Origin of the sequence: Prevotella sp. C561 (assembly GCF_000224595.1) — a bacterium.
Lineage (GTDB): Bacteria > Bacteroidota > Bacteroidia > Bacteroidales > Bacteroidaceae > Prevotella > Prevotella jejuni.
In genome coordinates this window covers 249,377-268,569 of record NZ_JH114142.1, presented here as the reverse complement: position 1 = coordinate 268,569, position 19,193 = coordinate 249,377, and the positions used below count along the sequence as shown (strand labels likewise).

Below are 19,193 nucleotides of genomic sequence, written 5' to 3'. Positions count from 1 at the left end.
AATAATATAACATACTATCTATATGGAAATGCAAGATAAGCCTTTACGCAAACTATATATTTCATTAAAGAGTAACAACTATGATGTGCCTGATAACTATGAAAGTTTTGAACGCACGCTGACACAGGTAGGGCAAGCTGGTGCTCAAAGTCGACGTGCCCTACATGAGTCTCTGAAAAAAGATAATTATGATGTACCAGATAATTACGACAGCTTCTATAAGTCACTTTTTACTCCTGTAAATAGTACGACTTCAATGGCTATTGGTAGTGAGCCTGCAAAACCAGCACCACAGAAGCCTACTACGTCGACTACTACTGCCACTCCACAGCATACTGTACCACCTACAAAACCCGCACCAGCGCAGCCTGTAAGACCACAACAGGTTCAGAAACCTCAGGGCAAGCCTATGACGGCAGCACAAAAAGCGGCTGCAATTGGATGGGCACAAGGCTTGACAGCACAGACAAAGGCTAACACGCAGCGTGCCATGCAAAAGATTAAGAACATAGGCAAATACCAGAAGGCGCAGGGGGTGTATGGTCAGACAAAGAAAGGAAATATTGAGTACAACCCACAGACAGGTAAGATGGAGCAAACATATCTTACCCCACAGGGTGAGCAGACTACTCATAAGGCAACAGCGGACTTGGCAAGTCATGAGTTCCGTGTGCAGCAAGGTTTTCTTTCTCGAATGTCAGACAACGGATTGAACCCAGACGACCCAGAAGATGTTGCTAAGCAGCGTCAATTGGATAAGGAGCATCCTATCCGTGATGTACTGGATAGTGTATGGAAAGAAGCTGAAGGTATAGACAAGCAAGCACAGGAAGAGCTACGAAGTAAAGCCTCATCAGGTTTCAGTCTTTCTACACTTGCAGAAGCCTCAAACTCTGCAGGAGCACCACTTGCAGGGCATGATAGGAATTTCAACGACGAGCTATCTTATCAAGAAAAGCGTCACAAGGCATTTGACTTTGATAAGATGGCTAATACAATATACAACAGATTGCCAAAGGACTATCGTAACGATAGATTGAGAGAATACACAGCATATTTTTCTAAGCACCCAAAGGAGGCTAAAGGCAAGAGTGCTGTTGCAGCTGCTAAGGATGCACTGATGGGGCAGATATACAATAATGTATATAGTCATGCTGTGCAGGAACGCCTACCGAAGTCTAATTTAGAGTTCTTACTGCGTAAAGTAGCAGACCAGCCCCTTATCTCAAGTAAAGCAGCTGCAGAGTTTGCTGCTTCATCAAGGACAGGCTCACATGGCCTTGAGGTTGCTGAACGTGATGCAATGGCGCAATTTGGCAGTCAGCATAAGGCAATGAATATTATGGGTACGGTGGCTAACATGGCACTCGACCCTATTACATACGTTTCTGGAGGTGTTGGCGGTTTTGTTGGCAAGAAAGCCCTTGGACTTGCAGGCAAAGCAATGTTAGGTAAGGTTGCTGAAAAAGCCACTGAGAAAGCAGTTGGTAAGGTTGCCACAGATGTTGCAAGTAGATATGCAGCAGGGACGCTTGCTGGACGTGTAGTGCAGGGCGTTGCAGGTGGTGCAGCTAACTTTGCTACATTCAATACGCTGAAAGGAATTGAGGAGCAAGTTGCAACAGGGGGTGTTGTAAACCCTGAAACAGGAAAATCCGAGGGTTTCTCTGTTGGTGAGATATTGAAATCAACAGGACACGGATTATTACTCGGTGCAGCAACTGGTACATTGTCGCCTATCATTGGTAACTTTGCAGACAAGGCAGTAAAAGCAACGACAAGCACAGTTGGTAAGGTTGCATTACGTGTAGGTGAGACTGCTGTCAGTACCCTTGCAGAGGGTACAGTGTTCTCTATCCCAGAATGGATTAGCGGTCAAGGTGACGCATTCGATGTCTGGACAAACAATATGGCAATGATGCTTGGTTTCAAGGCAAGCCATGCCATTAAGAGTGCGCCACGTGTGTTAGACGCATTACGCACAGATGGTAAGAGATATGGTTTCAGCTTTAAGGAACGTCTGAATAAACAGATGGAAGCATCACCTTCTGATGCAGGATTTACGAGTGAAGAACTTGACGAGTTGCGTAACAATGGTTATATGGACTTGTTTATGCTATTTCGTAATGCACAGAAACAGAAGAGTACAAGCCCTAAGAGTCATGAGGTCAGCAAAGAGGTTGTAGATGATTACGAAAATCTTACCCCCGACACATTCGACGGCTACGAAGCCATGAAGCGATTGATGAATGATAAGGGGGTGAGCGAAGCTACTCGAGCAAAGGCATACTACATCCTTACAGGTCGTATGTTACCTATGTCAACCATTACAGGGTACACTACAGATAAGACAGAGGATGGAGACATCGTAGTAAAGAGTATGAGTGCACAAGGAGATGTTGTGACCTCTCGTCAATTCACCAATGAGAAAGCAGCACAAGGTGAGATTGATAAAATTATGCGTCAGTCAGAACTTAACTCTGTAGATGTCGGTGAGAAATATAAGGAAACAGCTTCAAATATGCTTGTTGTGGAGACAGCTATCAAGGAAGTTGCACCTGATGCAGACATGGAGACTGTCTTGCAGAATTACCGAAAGGTGAAGAGTGGACAGGAGGATATGCCTCAAGAACTCATAGACCAAGCAAAGGCTATTGATGCAGCTATAGAGCGTAATCGTGATATTGCAGATGCTAACCGTCCAGAAGCAATTCGTGCAAAGCTCAATAAGGAAACAGGGCTTGATGTAGATGCAACTCTTCGTAAGATGCCGAAAGACCGCACGGAAGAGGAGAAAGAACTTGTTGATACCTATATTAAGTCTTTATTCCCAGAGCAGGAGAAGACAGAAGACGGACAGACTGCAGACGTGCAAGCTGATACAGAATACAAGCAGCGTATAGAAGAGCGTCAGCAAGCATACGATGAGGGTAAAGAAGCCTTTAATGTTGCAGACACAGAGGGTGATAATTCCGATACTGATGCTATCAGACTTCGTTATCGTGAGGCATACGATGAAATCGAACGAGTGTTTGCTGATGATGCAGAAATGCGTATTGCTCAGCTTGAAGAAGACCCTTGGGAGGTAATGAATGACCAGTCGCTTACACCAGAGCAACAGGACGCTGTAGCATACTTCGTCAACTCCAAGGCTGCGATGGATGGACTTACAGCGGCTGCCAATGAAAACAGCGAGAATAAACGTGCAGAAGCCGAGCACAAGATTGCTCAACGCACCAATAAGCAGAGTGGCATGATACACCCTGCCACGCTGAAAGTTGATGATAAGCAGGTTTATATCGTCAGTGGAAATGTAACTATGTTCCCCGATGGTTCTACGGTAGATATTCATCATTCATCGGAGAGTGTCGTTGTATGTGATGCTGAAACTGGTGAATTGAAATTCATTTCTCCTGAGCAAATCTATAAGGTAGATGAACCTGTAGACCCAAGTATGGAGTTGAAAGCTGTAGACGAGGCTATCAGTGCAGAGCAACAGGCTATATTAGGTAATGAGGCTGAAACAGAAGTATCTGAAACAGAAGAAATGCCTGAACAGGAAGAAAATGGTCAGCCACAAGCTATACAGCAAGATGATGCCGTTGAGGAAACGAATCTTGATGTACAGAATGAAAATGAGGTAAATTTACCACAAAGTGGGAATATACCGCAAAACAGCATAGAAAGTGAGGTAAATTTACCACAGAATGAAACTGATGTCCAGGAGCCATCAGCCTTAAACCGTATTCCAAAAGGTGATAATGGTGAGCCGTTGCTTGAACAGACAGACCCCGAAACAGCATGGGACGGTGTTGTGGAGTATATGGAAGATGCCAATGATGCACAGGAATATGTCGAAAGCATGGTGGCACAGCTTACCAAGGATGTTGACAATGCGAAGAAAGCTGTCAGCAAGGTAAAACCAAGTGCAGATATGGCAAAGTTCAAAGCTGATAAGGCAGCTGCAAGGCAGATACAGGCAGATGCAGAAGCACGACTTGATAAGTGGTTGCAGATTTCCAACGTGAATAAAGCACGCAAGCAGACAGAACTCAATCGTATCAATGCAGAGCGTGCAGAGGCTGACCGCATTGCACGTGAAAAGGCTGTAGCAGAACTTGCAGAACAGAAGCGTGTTGAGGCTGAGAAGAAAGCCGAACAAGAGGCTATCGGTGCACATGCCGTTAATCCGAAGATAAAGGAGAAGTGGGACGCTGCTCCTAAGGTTGTAGGAAATGCTGATATTATAACTCTACCTGATGGTAGTAAGCTACGTGGTCATTATGTGCTTACAGAAGCTGGTGCAGCTACAGCAAGTCATGATGTAAACAACGCATACAAACCAACAGAGGGATTCCCTATCGATGAAAATGGACAGAGTGTGAACGATAGAGATTACGAGCGTGATGAAGATGCACGTAAGATTTCACGTAGCATAGCTGATAACTACGATAGTAGAGCGTTGCAGTCTGTTACTGTTGTTGATAATAATGGTATTACGCTAAGTGGTAACGGACGCAATATAGCTGGTGAGCTTGCCGCAAAGCAAGGAACAGACGGTGCATATATTGACTATCTGCGTGAGTTCCCACAGAAGTACGGACTTACAGCAGAGCAGGTTCAAAGTATGCAGCACCCTCGTGTACATTTCGTTCCTGATGAAGTGTTGCCATACGATGCAGCTACATTTGCACGCTTCAATGCACAGGAAATGAAGTCACAGAGTAAGCCAGAAGCTGCGGTAAAACTCGGCAAGGTTGTTTCAGACAACACATTCGGCCATATTGTACGCTCACTCGCACAGTACGACCGTCTGTCTGATTTCTATGCAAATGAGAAAGATGCTAACGGAGCTATCATGGAACTTGTCAAGGCTGGTGTTGTTAACGATAAGCAGCTGCCAGAACTACGTACAGGTGATGCTCTTAGTGCTGCAGGGCGTGAGTTATTGGAAAACACCCTCATTGGTAAGGTGTTCCAGAGTAACCCTGATGCAGTACGACAGATTATTGCACAGCCAGGAATTAAGCAGTCTATTGTGATGGCTCTCAGTGAGATTGCACACAACCGCACTCTTGCTAATGGTTACGACCTTAGTGAAGAACTCTCAAATGCTGTAGACCTTGTAGCAAGAGCCAAGCAGGCAGACCCCGATACTTACAAGGAGGGTATGCCTGTATCACCATTCGGTCGCCAGCAAGGATTGTTTGACGACGAACTTGGAGATAAGCGTGTAACGGATGCAACCACTCTGTTGCTTGCTGACATTCTCAACAGCACCAAGCCGAGCGACCTGCGAAAGGTTCTTGCAACTTATAATGCTGAGGGTGAAACGGCAGCCAACGGGCAGTTGGATATCTTTAGTGGCGACCTCAGAAATAAAGAGGAAATTCTTACAGATATAAACAAACATTTTATCAATGCAACAGCAAAAGAACAACAAGCCCTTGTCGATGCAGCCATCGCAGAGCGTAAGCGGAGAGCTGCCGAAGCAGCAGCTACCGAACAAAGTGGAGGAAACGATACAGCTGAACAAGCTGCGTCTGTTGAAACGAGCAGTGGACAGCCTCAACCAGTACCAGTAGAAACTACTCCTATTGGCACAACGTCTACACCTACTGAAATTCAGGCACAGCGTGAACAGACGGAAACTAATCCAACCGAAGCACAGAAAGAAGCAGGTAACTATCGTAAGGGTCATATCAAAGTAGATGGTTACGACATCGTACTTGAGAACCCCAAAGGGACCACACGTAGTGGTAAGGATGCAAACGGCAAAGAATGGAGTATTACCATGAAGCACGACTATGGTTATATCCGTGGTACGAAAGGTACAGATGGAGACCATATTGATGTGTATTTGTCAGATAATCCAACGGCAGGTAATGTATATGTCGTAGACCAAGTCAATCAACGGACAGGTGATTTCGACGAACATAAGGTAATGTATGGCTTTAACTCAATGGAAGAAGCTGTACAAGCATACCGTGACCAATACGAAGATGGTTGGAAAGTTGGTACAGTCACCGAGGTAAGTCGTGAGGAGTTCAAAAAGTGGGTTGATAGTTCTGTCCGCAAGACGAAACCATTTGCTGAATATAAGAGTGTAAAGTCAGAAATGGGAGTTGGCTTTGATACAGAACACGCACAATCAGGTGAAAATTATGCGCATAATTCAGAAGAAATTATGCACGAGGACATGAAGCCTGCTGAAAGTTCCGAGAAATACACAATTACTCCTACCCAATATACTAACAAGAAGGGTAAGACGAGTGATATGTATTTCGTCAAGTTCAATCATGAGTTGAGCAAAGAAGAGAAAGCTGCTGCAAAGACTTTCATTAGCGAGCCATTGGCAGAGGGCAAACGTACTCCAAGAGGTTGGTATGACCGTGAACAAGAGGGGTATATGGTGCGTAGTGAGGACGCTGCAAAACAATTAGGCGATATGATGTCTGATGAGGTTGCTGTAGCTGATGAACAGCCACTCACAGTGCAGGATTACCGCAATGCAGTAGCGCCAGCTGCTCATAAAGAACAGGAGAAGAAACCAGCTAATACGGTTTCCGTAGAAGATACTGCTATCCAAGATGTAGATACTAAGGTGTACAATCCTAAAGATAGTGGGCTTGACTTTAACGGAGATGTCAGTAAGGAGGATTTCAACGATGCACTTAAAGACTTACGTAGCTTATTGGGCGTATCAGATGACGAGGGGGATGTTGGTATTCTCTTCCGTGATGATGACGAACTTACCAAGGAGCAGCGTAAGAAGATTAAAGCCGCAGGTCTTAGCGTAACGCAGGTACTCGTTGATAATGGTATGGTTAAGTTCTCTGACTACGCCAATAAGATGGTTAGCCTCATCGGAGATAAAATTCGTCCATGGTTGAAATCTTTCTATGAGGGTATTCGTTGGGAGCCAGGCTATGAGAGTGTGGAGTTCACGCCAAGCGATGAAGTAGCAAGGTTTGATGTACAAAATTTCGACAAACCTACTCCAGACGTATTGAAGCAAGCTGAAATGGTTGTTGCCGAACAGAAAGCAGCAAAGATTGCCAAGCAGACAGAGCAAGAAGTTAAAACAGAGCGTAACGAAAAGAGAAAAGAAGATGAGAAACGAACAGAAGCAAATACAGCAGCTATTACAGAAGAAGCAGGAGCTGTTGCAAGCAAAGCAAGAACTGTTGCAAAAAGAGCAACAACTGACACAGAAGTAAGGAATGCCACCGAAAAAGTAGATGCTACACTTGAAAAGGTTAATAACCAGTTGGCACTTCTTGGCTACTATGAAGCTGATAAGGTAGAGAAAGACTTCAACGAAGCATACGGCTATATGCGTAATGCAGAGAAGAAAGCCGTTAAGGATGCTACCGCTTTGGCAAAGCGCATAGCCGACGACCTTGGTGTAGATATATATGAGGCAACTCATACAGCACCAGGTAAGAATGGTAAACGTAAGAGTAAACCATTGGCTGTTGCAAACATTGCACCTATTGGTGGTGAGATTACTATTCATCTACCACTGGAAGATGGGAAGAACTTGAGTATCTATATCATCTTAAAGGCTAATGATACAAAGGGTAGCCTTGTCCCAGGAGATAATCTCGAAGTCGGAGACATCATGTATCGTCTTGAAAAGCCTAATGCGAGCGGTCAAGAGAGATATGGTAGAAACAACTTTGTAAGTTCTGATGTAGCATACAATGAACTTCTTGATGGTATAAGGCGAATAACAGACAGTACAGAAGTACGTGATAAGTCAAATCCTGATATAAAATCCTATTTAGCAGAGCATCTAAACTCTATTGCCAAGGACAAGAGTATACAACAAATCATAAATCCTGCTACAGGAAATTCAGAAGAGGTTATTAGAGATTATCTTGCCAATGAGTTGCCTGGATATGTCATAGACCATTTCACTAACTATGCAGATCCAAAAGTGAAAACCTTATTGGAGTATGTGACAGGAGATAAGTCTTTGAGTAAAGAGGAAAACAAGAAGAATCTCGACTTAATTATAGATGCTCTAATTGACCGTGCTCGTTCTATCTTAAAGGATGGTGAAGACGTGGAAGAGTTTCATGGTGGTGAGCAAGTCTATTCTGTTAAACATGGTGCTTATAAGCATATATTAGCGGCATTCCATGGTTCAGATGGAAAGACGGAATACTATACGTTCTCTGATGGTACAAAGGCAAATGCTAATGAGGTACAGAAGACAGAACCCCAAAGGGATTTGACTGAGGAGATTTCTCAGCCTGTTATAGGACAACCAACCAATAACAAGCTGCTTGCCCAATATAATGCTTTAAAAGAGAAGCACCCTGATACAAAAATCTTGCTTCGTGTTGGGGATTTCTACGAGACGTATCAAGATGATGCAAAAGACTTGTCTAAGACACTTGGTATTGTTCTTACCAAAAGGAATGATGGTGTTAATATGGTTGGTTTCCCATACCATGCACTTGATACCTATCTTCCAAAATTGATACGTGCTGGTTACAGAGTAGCTATTAATGAGCAGTTAGAATTGCCTAAAACTAACGAGGACGTTGTTCCCAATGGTACGCCTCAGCCCAAGAAAGTAAATGTAGAGAGCCTTGTTCGTGAACTTCAAGATAAGGGCAAAGCCAGGTTGAGCGAGCATACCGAAGATGAGAAAGCAACTACACAAAAAGAAAAGCCAACAAAAAAGAACAATTCAAAGAAAAAAAGTGTATCTTTGAAGCGAGAGCCGACAGTCGGTGATTTGTTTGGCGATTTGTTTGATAACAATGATTTAGACAGCAAAGACAATGACACAGCAAGAACTCGACAGGCTGAAAGTAGCAGCCGAGAAAATGGGACGGTGGGCAGTATATCTACTGAGCGAGACGGAGTACTGGACACCCGAAGCACTGGAACAGCTGACGGAGGAGAAGCTGCAAGAGTTTCAGACACGGCAGGCACAGTGGCTGATGGAGAACGAAAAGAATTACTCGGACAGCGGAGCAGCAGAAGCACTTCGGGAGGAAATCACGGAGATGGTGAAGCAGAACGACCGATGCCTGAACGAGGACAACGCATCGGAGATAGAGATGATGCGAATGGACGAAGTGCCATTGCCAGAGCTACTGACGAAAGCCAAAGAACTTCTCGACCAGCAGCAGGAAGCAGTGAGCAGCTGGTACACAGTGAAGCCAGACGAGGAGGACGAGGAGGAAATGTAGCCTCAGCCAAACAGCCTGAACCAAAATTTAAGCGCAACTATCTATATCCTGAAGACTCTTCGGAGGTAGATAATATGACACCTCAACAGCGACTACGGTCGAATGTTGAGGCTTTGGAGCTTCTGCGTTCCTTAATGAAAGAGGGACGTGAGGCTACTGCGGATGAGCGTGATGTACTTGGTCGCTATCGTGGATGGGGAGGTGTAGACTTAGGCAGAGCCTATTCTACCGACATGATGCGTAGAAGTTCTAATGGAAGATGGGGGACGCAGACAGAAAATGATAAACTGCTTTCACGTCTTGCAGACATTATAGACGAACTCGACCCAGACGGGAAGCGTGGTGTTTTATCTGCCATCAACCGTGCAGCCCTAACATCATACTATACCCCTACAGCTGTAGCAAAAACCTTAAACGACTTTGTAGAACTTGCAGGTTTCAAGGGTGGTAATATGCTTGACCCATCTATGGGTAGTGGTATTTTTGAGGGTACAATGTCAAAGGCTGTGCAGCAGCGCACAATGATACATGGTGTCGAACTTGACTGGCTGACAGGTCAGATTGCAAGAAACCTTTATCCAGATGCAAATGTGCTTGTTACAGGCTATGAGCAGGCTGGCACAGCAGACAATGCCTATGATGTGGTAATGAGTAATATCCCATTCGGAGACCTTAGTGTTACAGACAAGACATGGAAGCATGATAGTAGTCCTGTACGCAAGGCTGCGCAAAACCGTATCCACAACTACTTTGCTGTGAAGATGCTTGACAACACTCGCCCAGGTGGTTTGTGTGTCATCATGACCAGCAATGCTATTCTTGATACTAAGAGTAATCAGATAATTAGAGAACATCTTGCGGACAAAGCAGAGGTGTTAGGAGTTGTACGTCTACCAGATAACACATTTAAGGGTGCAGGTACATCTGTTGTAACGGATGTCATCTTATTACGTAAATACAAGAATGAAGCAGACCGCATTGCAACTCGTGGCAACGAAACCTATACTACTAATATTGAGAAGCCTTTCCTTTCATCAGGTGAGTTACAACTAAAGAACCCAACTGATGGAAAAACTTACGATGTAACCGTGAATGGTTATTTCACCAAGAATAAGGATATGATGATTGGTGATGGTAAGGCAGGAGGTCAATACAGGGCCGATGAGTTCGGTCTTAGTAGTGCTATGAGTACAGATGAGATAGCCAAGTCCATACGTAATTTGGTGGAAAAGAGGATTGTCGCAGACCGTAAGGGTAAACTATTTGATACTCATAAGACCGAGCGAGAGGTTAAGCAAGCTGTTTCAGAAGCCTATAAGGGTGACGGCAACTATATCAGCAGCGGAAATATCGTAGAGCAAGACGGCATGATAGGTGTCGTAACCAGCACCAAGAATAAGTATGGTGATGTAACTACGACCTTTAATGAAATACCATCATTGAAAGGTAAAGCAGAACGCATTCAGGCTATGTTGCCTATTCGTAAGGCGATGAAGCAACTTATTGATATGCAGATACAAGGTGTGGATAATAACCATCTTGAAGAAGCACGAACAGAGTTGCAGAATACGTATGACGCTTTCGTGAAGAAATATGGCCGCTTGAACGATAAGGCTAATGATTTCCTTACAGAAGATATTGACGGTTATACCCTACGTTCTTTGGAGAAATATAAAGATAGTAAGTTTATTGGTCTATCGGACATTTTCACAAAGAACACTATCAAGCCTGCACTTGATATGACAACTGCCAAGACACCACAGGACGCAATTAGCCTTTCTCTTGCTGAATATGGAGAAATTAAGCCATCATTCATGAAAGATGTGTTAGGTGAAAACTGGGCGGAGCAATGTGATGATATACTGTTCAAGACACCGTTTACTGAAGATGAGTACGAGACTGTAGATGCTTATCTAAGTGGTGATGTTAAAACCAAATTAGAGCAGGCACGAGCAGCAGCAAAGGAAGATGCAACCTTACAGCGTAATGTAGATGCACTTGAAGCGGTACAGCCAAAAGATATACCATTTGAGGATATTAGCATACGAATGGGTGCAAGATGGATACCTGCAGAGGTATATACAGACTTTATGTTTGAGCAATTTGGTATTCCCAAATATACATATAAAGACAACAAGAGTGGAGTTGAATACTTGCCGGAGGTTGACCAGTATGTTGTAAACGTTGATAAGAATGAACTTGGAGGTGAAGCAGATGCATGGCGAACCAGTCGAAGAAGTGCATCAGAGGTGTTTACCGCAGCTCTACAAGATAAGAGCTTATCAGTATTCGACACCGTTAAAGAAGGTGGTAAGGAAACAAAAGTCCTCAATAAGGAGGAGACCGAACTACTGAACAACAAGATACAGGACTTGCGCACAGCCTTTGAGGACTGGATTGGTCAGAACCCAGAGCGTGAGGAAATGCTGATGCGATTGTACAATGATAAGTTCAATCGTACTGTATTGCGTAAGTTTGATGGCTCTCATCTCAATGTTGCTGGACTTATGGCTAAAGAACTGAGGCCTCATCAGAAAGATGCCGTTTGGATGCTTGTCAACAACCGTGGTGGTATTGTTGACCATATTGTGGGTGCAGGTAAAACCCTTGTAATGCAAAGTGCTATCATGGAAATGCGACGTATGGGTATTGCCAAGAAACCTATGATTATCGCCTTGAAGTCTACCGTTGCACAGATTGCTAAAGAGTTTAGAGAAGCTTACCCAGCAGCACGCATACTGGCACCGACCGAAAAGGACTTTGCTGCAAACAACCGCAAGAAGTTTATGGCCCAAATCGCACTTAACGACTACGATTGCGTGATATTGAGCCACGACCAGTACAATATGCTGCCACATACGGAGGAAGTGGAGCGCAGTGTCATCGATGAACAGATGGCACAACTTGACAATGCAATTGAGTTCCTGTATGGACAGGATGATAAATCCCAGCTTACCAAGAAGCAGATAAAGGGCTTGGAGAAGAGAAAGAACAATCTTGAAACCAAACTCACCAATCTGCTTGACAGAAAGATAGACCGAGAGTTTACATTTGAGGGACTTGGTGTTGATTACCTTTTTGTAGATGAATGTCAGCATTTCAAGAGTCTACCTTATGTAAGTACATACGACCGTGTAGCTGGCCTTGGTGATAAGAAAGGTAGCCAGAAATCTATTGCCTTACTTAATGGCGTGCGTTATCTACAGAAAATGCACCAAGGCGACCAAGGTACAATATTCCTTTCTGGTACGACTATCAGCAATAGTCTTAGCGAGATTTACCACTTACTTAATTACTTGCGCCCTTCTGAAATGGAGCGGTTGGGTATGACAACCTTTGATGCTTGGGCAGGTAACTTTGCTATACACACAGCAGAATTGGAGTATGGAGTAACCAGTGAACTGAAAGAGAAAGACCGTTTCCGCTCACTGACCAACATTCCCGAGCTGGCTAAGATGTATGCGGAGATTGCCGATGTACGTAACGACTTGAACCTCAAGCTACCTAAGCCGAAGATGCGCAGCCATATTGTTACAGTCCCACAGACAGACCTCATGCAGGAAATTAATCGTGAGATAGTGAACATGGTGAAGGGTAAAGATGGCCGTTACTTTAATATCACCAGTAACGATAATACTCCGTGGGGACTGCTTGCCAGCACTCTTTCCGCAAAAGCTGCTATCAATCCTCGTTTGATAGACGAAAGTTGGGAGACAGAGGGAGGAAAGATACCTGCTGTCTGTGAAAATGTCAAGAAGATATACGACCAGTTTGCAGAACAGAAAGGCACGCAACTCATCTTCTGTGATACAGGCGTACCTGGCAAGGGAAAGAAATACGATGCCTATTCCGATATTATCAATCGTCTTGTAAATGACTATGGTATACCTCGTAAGGAAATTGCCGATATTCACGAGGCAAACACCGATGAGAAACGTAAGGAGTTGTTTGCCAAGGTGAATGATGGTAGTGTGCGTATTCTCATTGGTGGTACAAAGAATATGGGTACAGGTGTGAATGTGCAGAAGCGCATTGTTGCCATGCACCATGTAGATGTACCTTGGACACCAGCCGACCGTGAACAGCGAGAGGGACGTGGAGTTCGTCAAGGTAACGAAATTGCACGAGACTTCAATGATGATAATGTAGATGTTTACTTTTATGCTACCGAGGGTAGTCTTGACATGTACAAGTATCAGTTACAGGAAACCAAGGGTAAATTATTCGCACAGTTTAAGAGTGGAACCATCGGTGACCGTACATTTGATGAGGGCGATGCGGAGGGTGATTTTGACCCTGCAGAGGTTGTTGCCATGCTTTCAGGTAATCCTGTCATCTTTGAGAAGTCAAAGCAAGACAAAAAGGTGGAAAAACTACGTCGTGCCAAGAGAGCTTATGAAAGCGATTGGCAGCGTAGGCACGCTCGATATGAGGAGTTACAAACAAAGAAGAGGAATTATGAACGCCTATTATCTTTGAATGCCAGCGATGTGCGAGGATTGGAACGTGGTGGTTTCACAGCAGATGCAGAAGGCAAATATCCATCAACGGTTACGGTCTCTGCTAAGGATGATTACAGTTCTCGCAAGACCTTTGAGAAGCCGAAAGAGGCTGGTGCTTACATACATGAACTGCTGAAACAGAATAAGAGAGTACAGTTGTCAGGTTTCCAACAAACTGCTAATATCAGTATTCCTATTACTGATGCTGGTCTGTTTGGAAAGCCTGTTGCTGAGTTGGAAAGTTACGGAGGTATTAAGTATGCCGTTGAAGTAAGCGACGATGATACCGCAGCAGGTGTGGCATTCCGTAATCTGTTGCAAAAGGTTTACAGTAACAAAAAGGTTTACGAGCGTAATATCGAGGATGTGAATAACCAACTCAAGGGCGCAGACCCTGGAGAGAATGTATATCCTAAGCAAGCAGAACTTGATGAGGCATTGAAAGAAAAGAGACGTCTTGATGAGGAGTACAAAAAGTTGTCAGATGAGGAAGACAAACCAACTGCCAACGATGATACCAGGTATCGTGATTTTGACGAAGAAGTAAATGAACAGTTCAATAGGGAACTGGCAGGATTGACAGAGGAGAATGCAGATACTAAGATTTTCAATCTTGGTAGTCCGTCATCAATTCTTCTGTCGGCAGGTGTCGAAGATAAGTCAATGAAGCTGTATGGCTCTAAACTGATGAAAAAAGCAAAGTTGCATGGTTTCGCTCCGAAAGAACTTGAAAACCTACCTGCAGCCGTGGCAGACCCTATTGCCGTATTCGATAATTATAAGAAAACTGATAATCGTTCTATCCTTACAGAGTTGAAGACAAAGGATGGAAATTTCCTTGTATCTTTGACCATCGGTAAGGGAATAGATGTAGATTTCAATATTATTGCATCAGCTTTTGGGAAAGCCAATGACAGCATCGTAAAGTGGATAAACAAGGGCTTTGCAACCTATATAAATAAAGAAAAAGCCCTAAATTATCTGTACCTCTCCGCACCAATTGCGGAAGCCGCAGAAAATTCAGAGCTTTCTTCTGCTGCAAAGATAGTGAAAGATTTTGTAAATCCAAATATTGGAGAAGAAAAAACTTCACTACAGGGCAAAATTGACCCACAAGACACTACACCACAGGCAAAAGCATTGCAAGCTAAGATGCTATCTGAAAAGTTGAATACACCTATTCGTGTAGTTAGCGACCCAGAGGAAATCGCAGAGTTACCGAGCCGCAGACAGCAAAGAGCCAAAGGTTGGTGGAGTGCCAAGAATGATGAGGTAGTCATACTGTTACCCAATAATGCGGATGTTGCTGATGTCGCAAATACAGCTGTACATGAGGTTGTAGGACATAATGGACTACGAAAACTTATAGGTGTGGAGCGATTTGATGATTTCCTCGGTGAGGTGTATGAACATGCCTCAAAGCCTATTCGTGCAGCTATCGACAAAGCGGAACGCAAGTTATTTGAAGCCGAGGTGGACAAGCTCACCCAGCAAAAGAATGCAGAAGCTGACCGCATGGAAAGTCACAAGGGAGTATTCTCACGTGCAGAGGCAACGGTGGAAGCCAATAAGAAGCGTGAGCAGATGCGAAGAGAAGCCACAGAAGAGTACATGGCAGACATGGCTGGCCGCATAGGTTATGAAGGCTTTGAGAAGATGAGCGCAGAGGAACTCACATTCTGGGGAAAGGTGAAAGCCAAAGTACAGCAGTTCCTTGATAAGTTCCTGCGTGGCTTGAAGATAGCAAAGAGTGTCAGACTTACTGATAAGGATGTAGCTTATATCCTTTACAAGTCATGGAAGAATCTACGTAATGGTGGCAAGCCAACCATAATGGATGCTGCCGAAGATGCACTGATGCGCAGTAAGGCTCATTACGATGAGACGGATGTAAATCGTTTCCGTGATGGTGATATGGGATTAGAAGAAACCATCACCAACATGAAAGCAGAAATTAGTGCAGCTAATAAAGATGACTTCAATGCAAAGGTTGAGGCTATGAAAGCTATTGGTGGCAATCTGCAAAAGTTGCGAAGTGCCATGAGTCGACAGCGTTCATACGACATCAGTACAGCAAAAGCAATGACCGACCTTGCACAGGTATTACTCGATAAAGGTTTACTTGATAATTTGAGTGTTTACGAAACCAAGCGAGTACTTAGTGCTGTTAGGAATGGCGTTGGTAAGGAAGACATCAGCGGACATGTACAGAAGCTCATGGATATTATGGTGGATAACCAATTACATAGTGGTGCAAATATACTTGGTAAGCTTTTCACAATGCGTGGTACAAGATTAAATGATAGAGGGATTGAGGTGCAGGGTAACCTTGACCCACAAGGTCAGATTCTTGTTAAGACAGCACGTAAGTATACATCATTCCCTAAAGAGGAAATAGATAACACTCTTATTCCTGACCTTATGAGCCGTATGGGAAGTGACGACCAAACAATTGCAGATAATGCAGCCATAGAGTATGCAGGTGCTCAGATAGCAAGACGCTATGTAGAAGAAATCACCGAGAGCAAAGCAGAGGAGAAAGCATTACGTGAGAGTATCAAGACTGCCAAAGAAGATAAAGATGCAGGCAAGCTTGATGCAGATGCCTATAAGCAATATGTTAATGCAACCGAAGAAGCTATTCGTCAAAATAAAATAGACCGTGCAGAAGCCTATTCTTCAATAGCAGCGGAGTTTGGAGGCATGCTTGGTGAAAGTGCTAAGCGTGCAAAAGAGTGGCGTGAGGCTGAGCAAAAGCGTATCAATGATATTCATCATAACTGCAATAGCGATATGGAAGGTCGTATCACTGATGAACATCATAAAGATAACAAGGTTCAAAAGCTGATGAACAATAGTGCTATTCGTTTCCTCCTTGCCCCACTTGGTACTTTTGACCAAATGCTTAGGATGTTTGGCAAGAAGAATGTCAACGGTGAGGGTTACTTGTGGAATAGATTCATGCGTAGCTGGGTAGACGCAACAGAAAACGAGTATACAGGTTATCGTGACGATTTGAAAGAACTCGATGCAAAGGTCAGTGAAGTCTATGGAAAGAAAATGAAATGGGCAGACCTGTTTTCTTTAGAGCGTAAGATGGGGAAGGTTTCTGTTGAGTTCTGGGATGGCGGAGAACGTAAGTTGCACGAACTGACACAAGGGAACTTGTTGTATATTTATATGGTTGACAAGATGAGCGATGGTAGGATGAAATTGCGTTATATGGGTATAACAGAACAAGACGTACAACATATAACAGAAATACTTGACCCTAAATTCAAAGAACTTGCCGACTGGTTGCAGGAGGAATATCTTGTTAATAAGAGAAATAAATACAACGAAGTTCACAAGCGAATGTTCGGTGCTCCTATGGCAGCAATAGACAATTATTTCCCATTGAAGATACTGAAGAATGCTCTTGATAAAGAAGAAGATGTTGCAAAGGACGATAATGCTGGTATAGTTTTACCAGGCACTACGACCAATGGTATCATCAAACGAACACGTAATAACAAACCATTAGATGTCACAGGTGCTGACGCTTTCAATGTAATAGCTGACCATCTACAGGAGATGGAGCATTGGGCAGCCTTTGCAGAACTAACACGTGATATCAATACGATGTTAAGTTACAAGCGTTTCCGAAATCAAGTGATGAACATGTCTAGTGCATACGGTGCTGGTGCTGCGTTATGGAAGAATTTCCGTAGTGTCTGTAAGATGGCTGTAGGTGCGTATCGTCCACCAATAGCAGAACTTGATAAGACAGCTGTCAACGTAGCTAAGGGTGTTACGGCTGCAAAGGTAAGTTTTCGTGTCTTCACGGCATTGAAGCAGTTCCTGTCTTTCCCAGCCTATCTCCCAGATGCGAGTTTAGCTCATCTGGCGAAAGATGTAGTAAACCCAGTTAATGCATGGAATTGGTCGATGAAGAATCTTCCTATATTCGAAAAGCGTTGGCAGAGCCGTATGGCAGGTGACCCTCGACTGATGAAGAGCGATATGGACTGGAAGGCATGGCGTAGTCGTATAGTAGAGATTGCTTCGATGATAGGTATGTCTCCTAATGCATTTGTTGATGCGCTCACTGTTGCAATGGGTGCGCATGCTATGTACCAGTCACGTTATGCTAAGTATAAGCGTTGGGGATTTGACGAAGCAACTGCTGATAAGCGTGCAAAGCAAGACGCAACGATTCTTTATAACTCTACACAGCAATCAAGCGAGGGAGCATTCCTAAGCCCAATGCAGGTAGACCGCTCATGGTTAAGTGTCTTGTTCACGGTGTTTAGAAACTCGTCAATGTCCTACACTCGTCAACAGTATGACGCATTCCGAAATGAGGTAAAGCTGTTCACACCAGGTTATCGTCAGCGAGCAGAAGAATTTATGGTTAAGCAATTGCAACGTGAGGGACTGACAGAAGAACAGGCCAAAAAGGCAGCACATGAAGAACTCCGCAAGGGTCCACTTCATAACCTTGCACGAATAGCCGTATTTGGCTTCTTGTTACAATTTGCATGGAACTTAGGAGCTTATCTTCCTTATCTTATTCTTGGCGATGATGATGATGAGAAGAAAAAGATGACAGATGATGCCTTAACGCATGCCTTGTTTGGTAGCCTTGAGGGTTTAACGAGTGGTGATGTTCTTAGTCAAGCTGGTAATATGGCACTTCAAGGTGAAGGGAATTGGGCTACAGTTACGAAAGATATGCCGCTGGTTAGTGATTTGAGCGATATTTTAAAGACATTCCCAAAGGATAATGTGGAAGCTTTGAACGATTGTGTAAATCTCCTTACTCAGTCTGCTGTTGGTGTAAACCCACAAAGTATCACAGATGCTATGGTAGCTATCATGGATTATTGTGGTGATGATGCGCAGACCTCAAGGGAATGTGCATTACTGATGGCTCGTGTTCTTAACTGTCCGCAAAGTCAATTGGATAAGATTTACTTTGACGAGTTAAGTGCGAGTGGTGTTGAAGCAAGTAAGATGACACCAAGTCAAATTGCAGAACGCTTTGCACGGTACAAGCGACACCGCAGTGCACCACTCACAGGGTGGATGTATAGTGATGCAGCCATAGCAGATAAAGACGGTAAACGAAAAGAGACCGTGTACAAGAAAGCGAGAGAAAACTTTAAGGCTGCTGCGAGCAAGTCTAATAAGGAAGAGTTAGAACAGTGGAAAGCAGAATACAAAGAGACTGCTGCAAAACTAAGTGCTATAAAGAAACTCAGAGAGCAAGACGAGGATGAAGCTGACGAACAAATGAATGCGTTAGAGAATACTCCTGAATACGACCGCTACCTGATAATGAAAGACTATAACAGTGATATGAATGATATCACAAAAGCTTGGTTAAACTCAAAGTCTCCAACAGAAAGAGAGCAGCTTACCAAGGCAATGTTTAAGGTACAACAGGAAATGGTCAATGAACTCAAGACCTCTAAGTAGCAATAGATAAACAATGAGG

General features: G+C 43.8%; 1 protein-coding gene. It reads left to right on the top strand.

The genetic code is table 11. The features are described from left to right. Positions 1 to 22: 22 nt before the first annotated feature. Positions 23 to 19,174, top strand: a complete 19,152-nt coding sequence (locus HMPREF0666_RS05395; protein WP_009011335.1) for an N-6 DNA methylase — start codon at positions 23 to 25, stop codon at positions 19,172 to 19,174. Positions 19,175 to 19,193 lie beyond the last annotated feature (19 nt).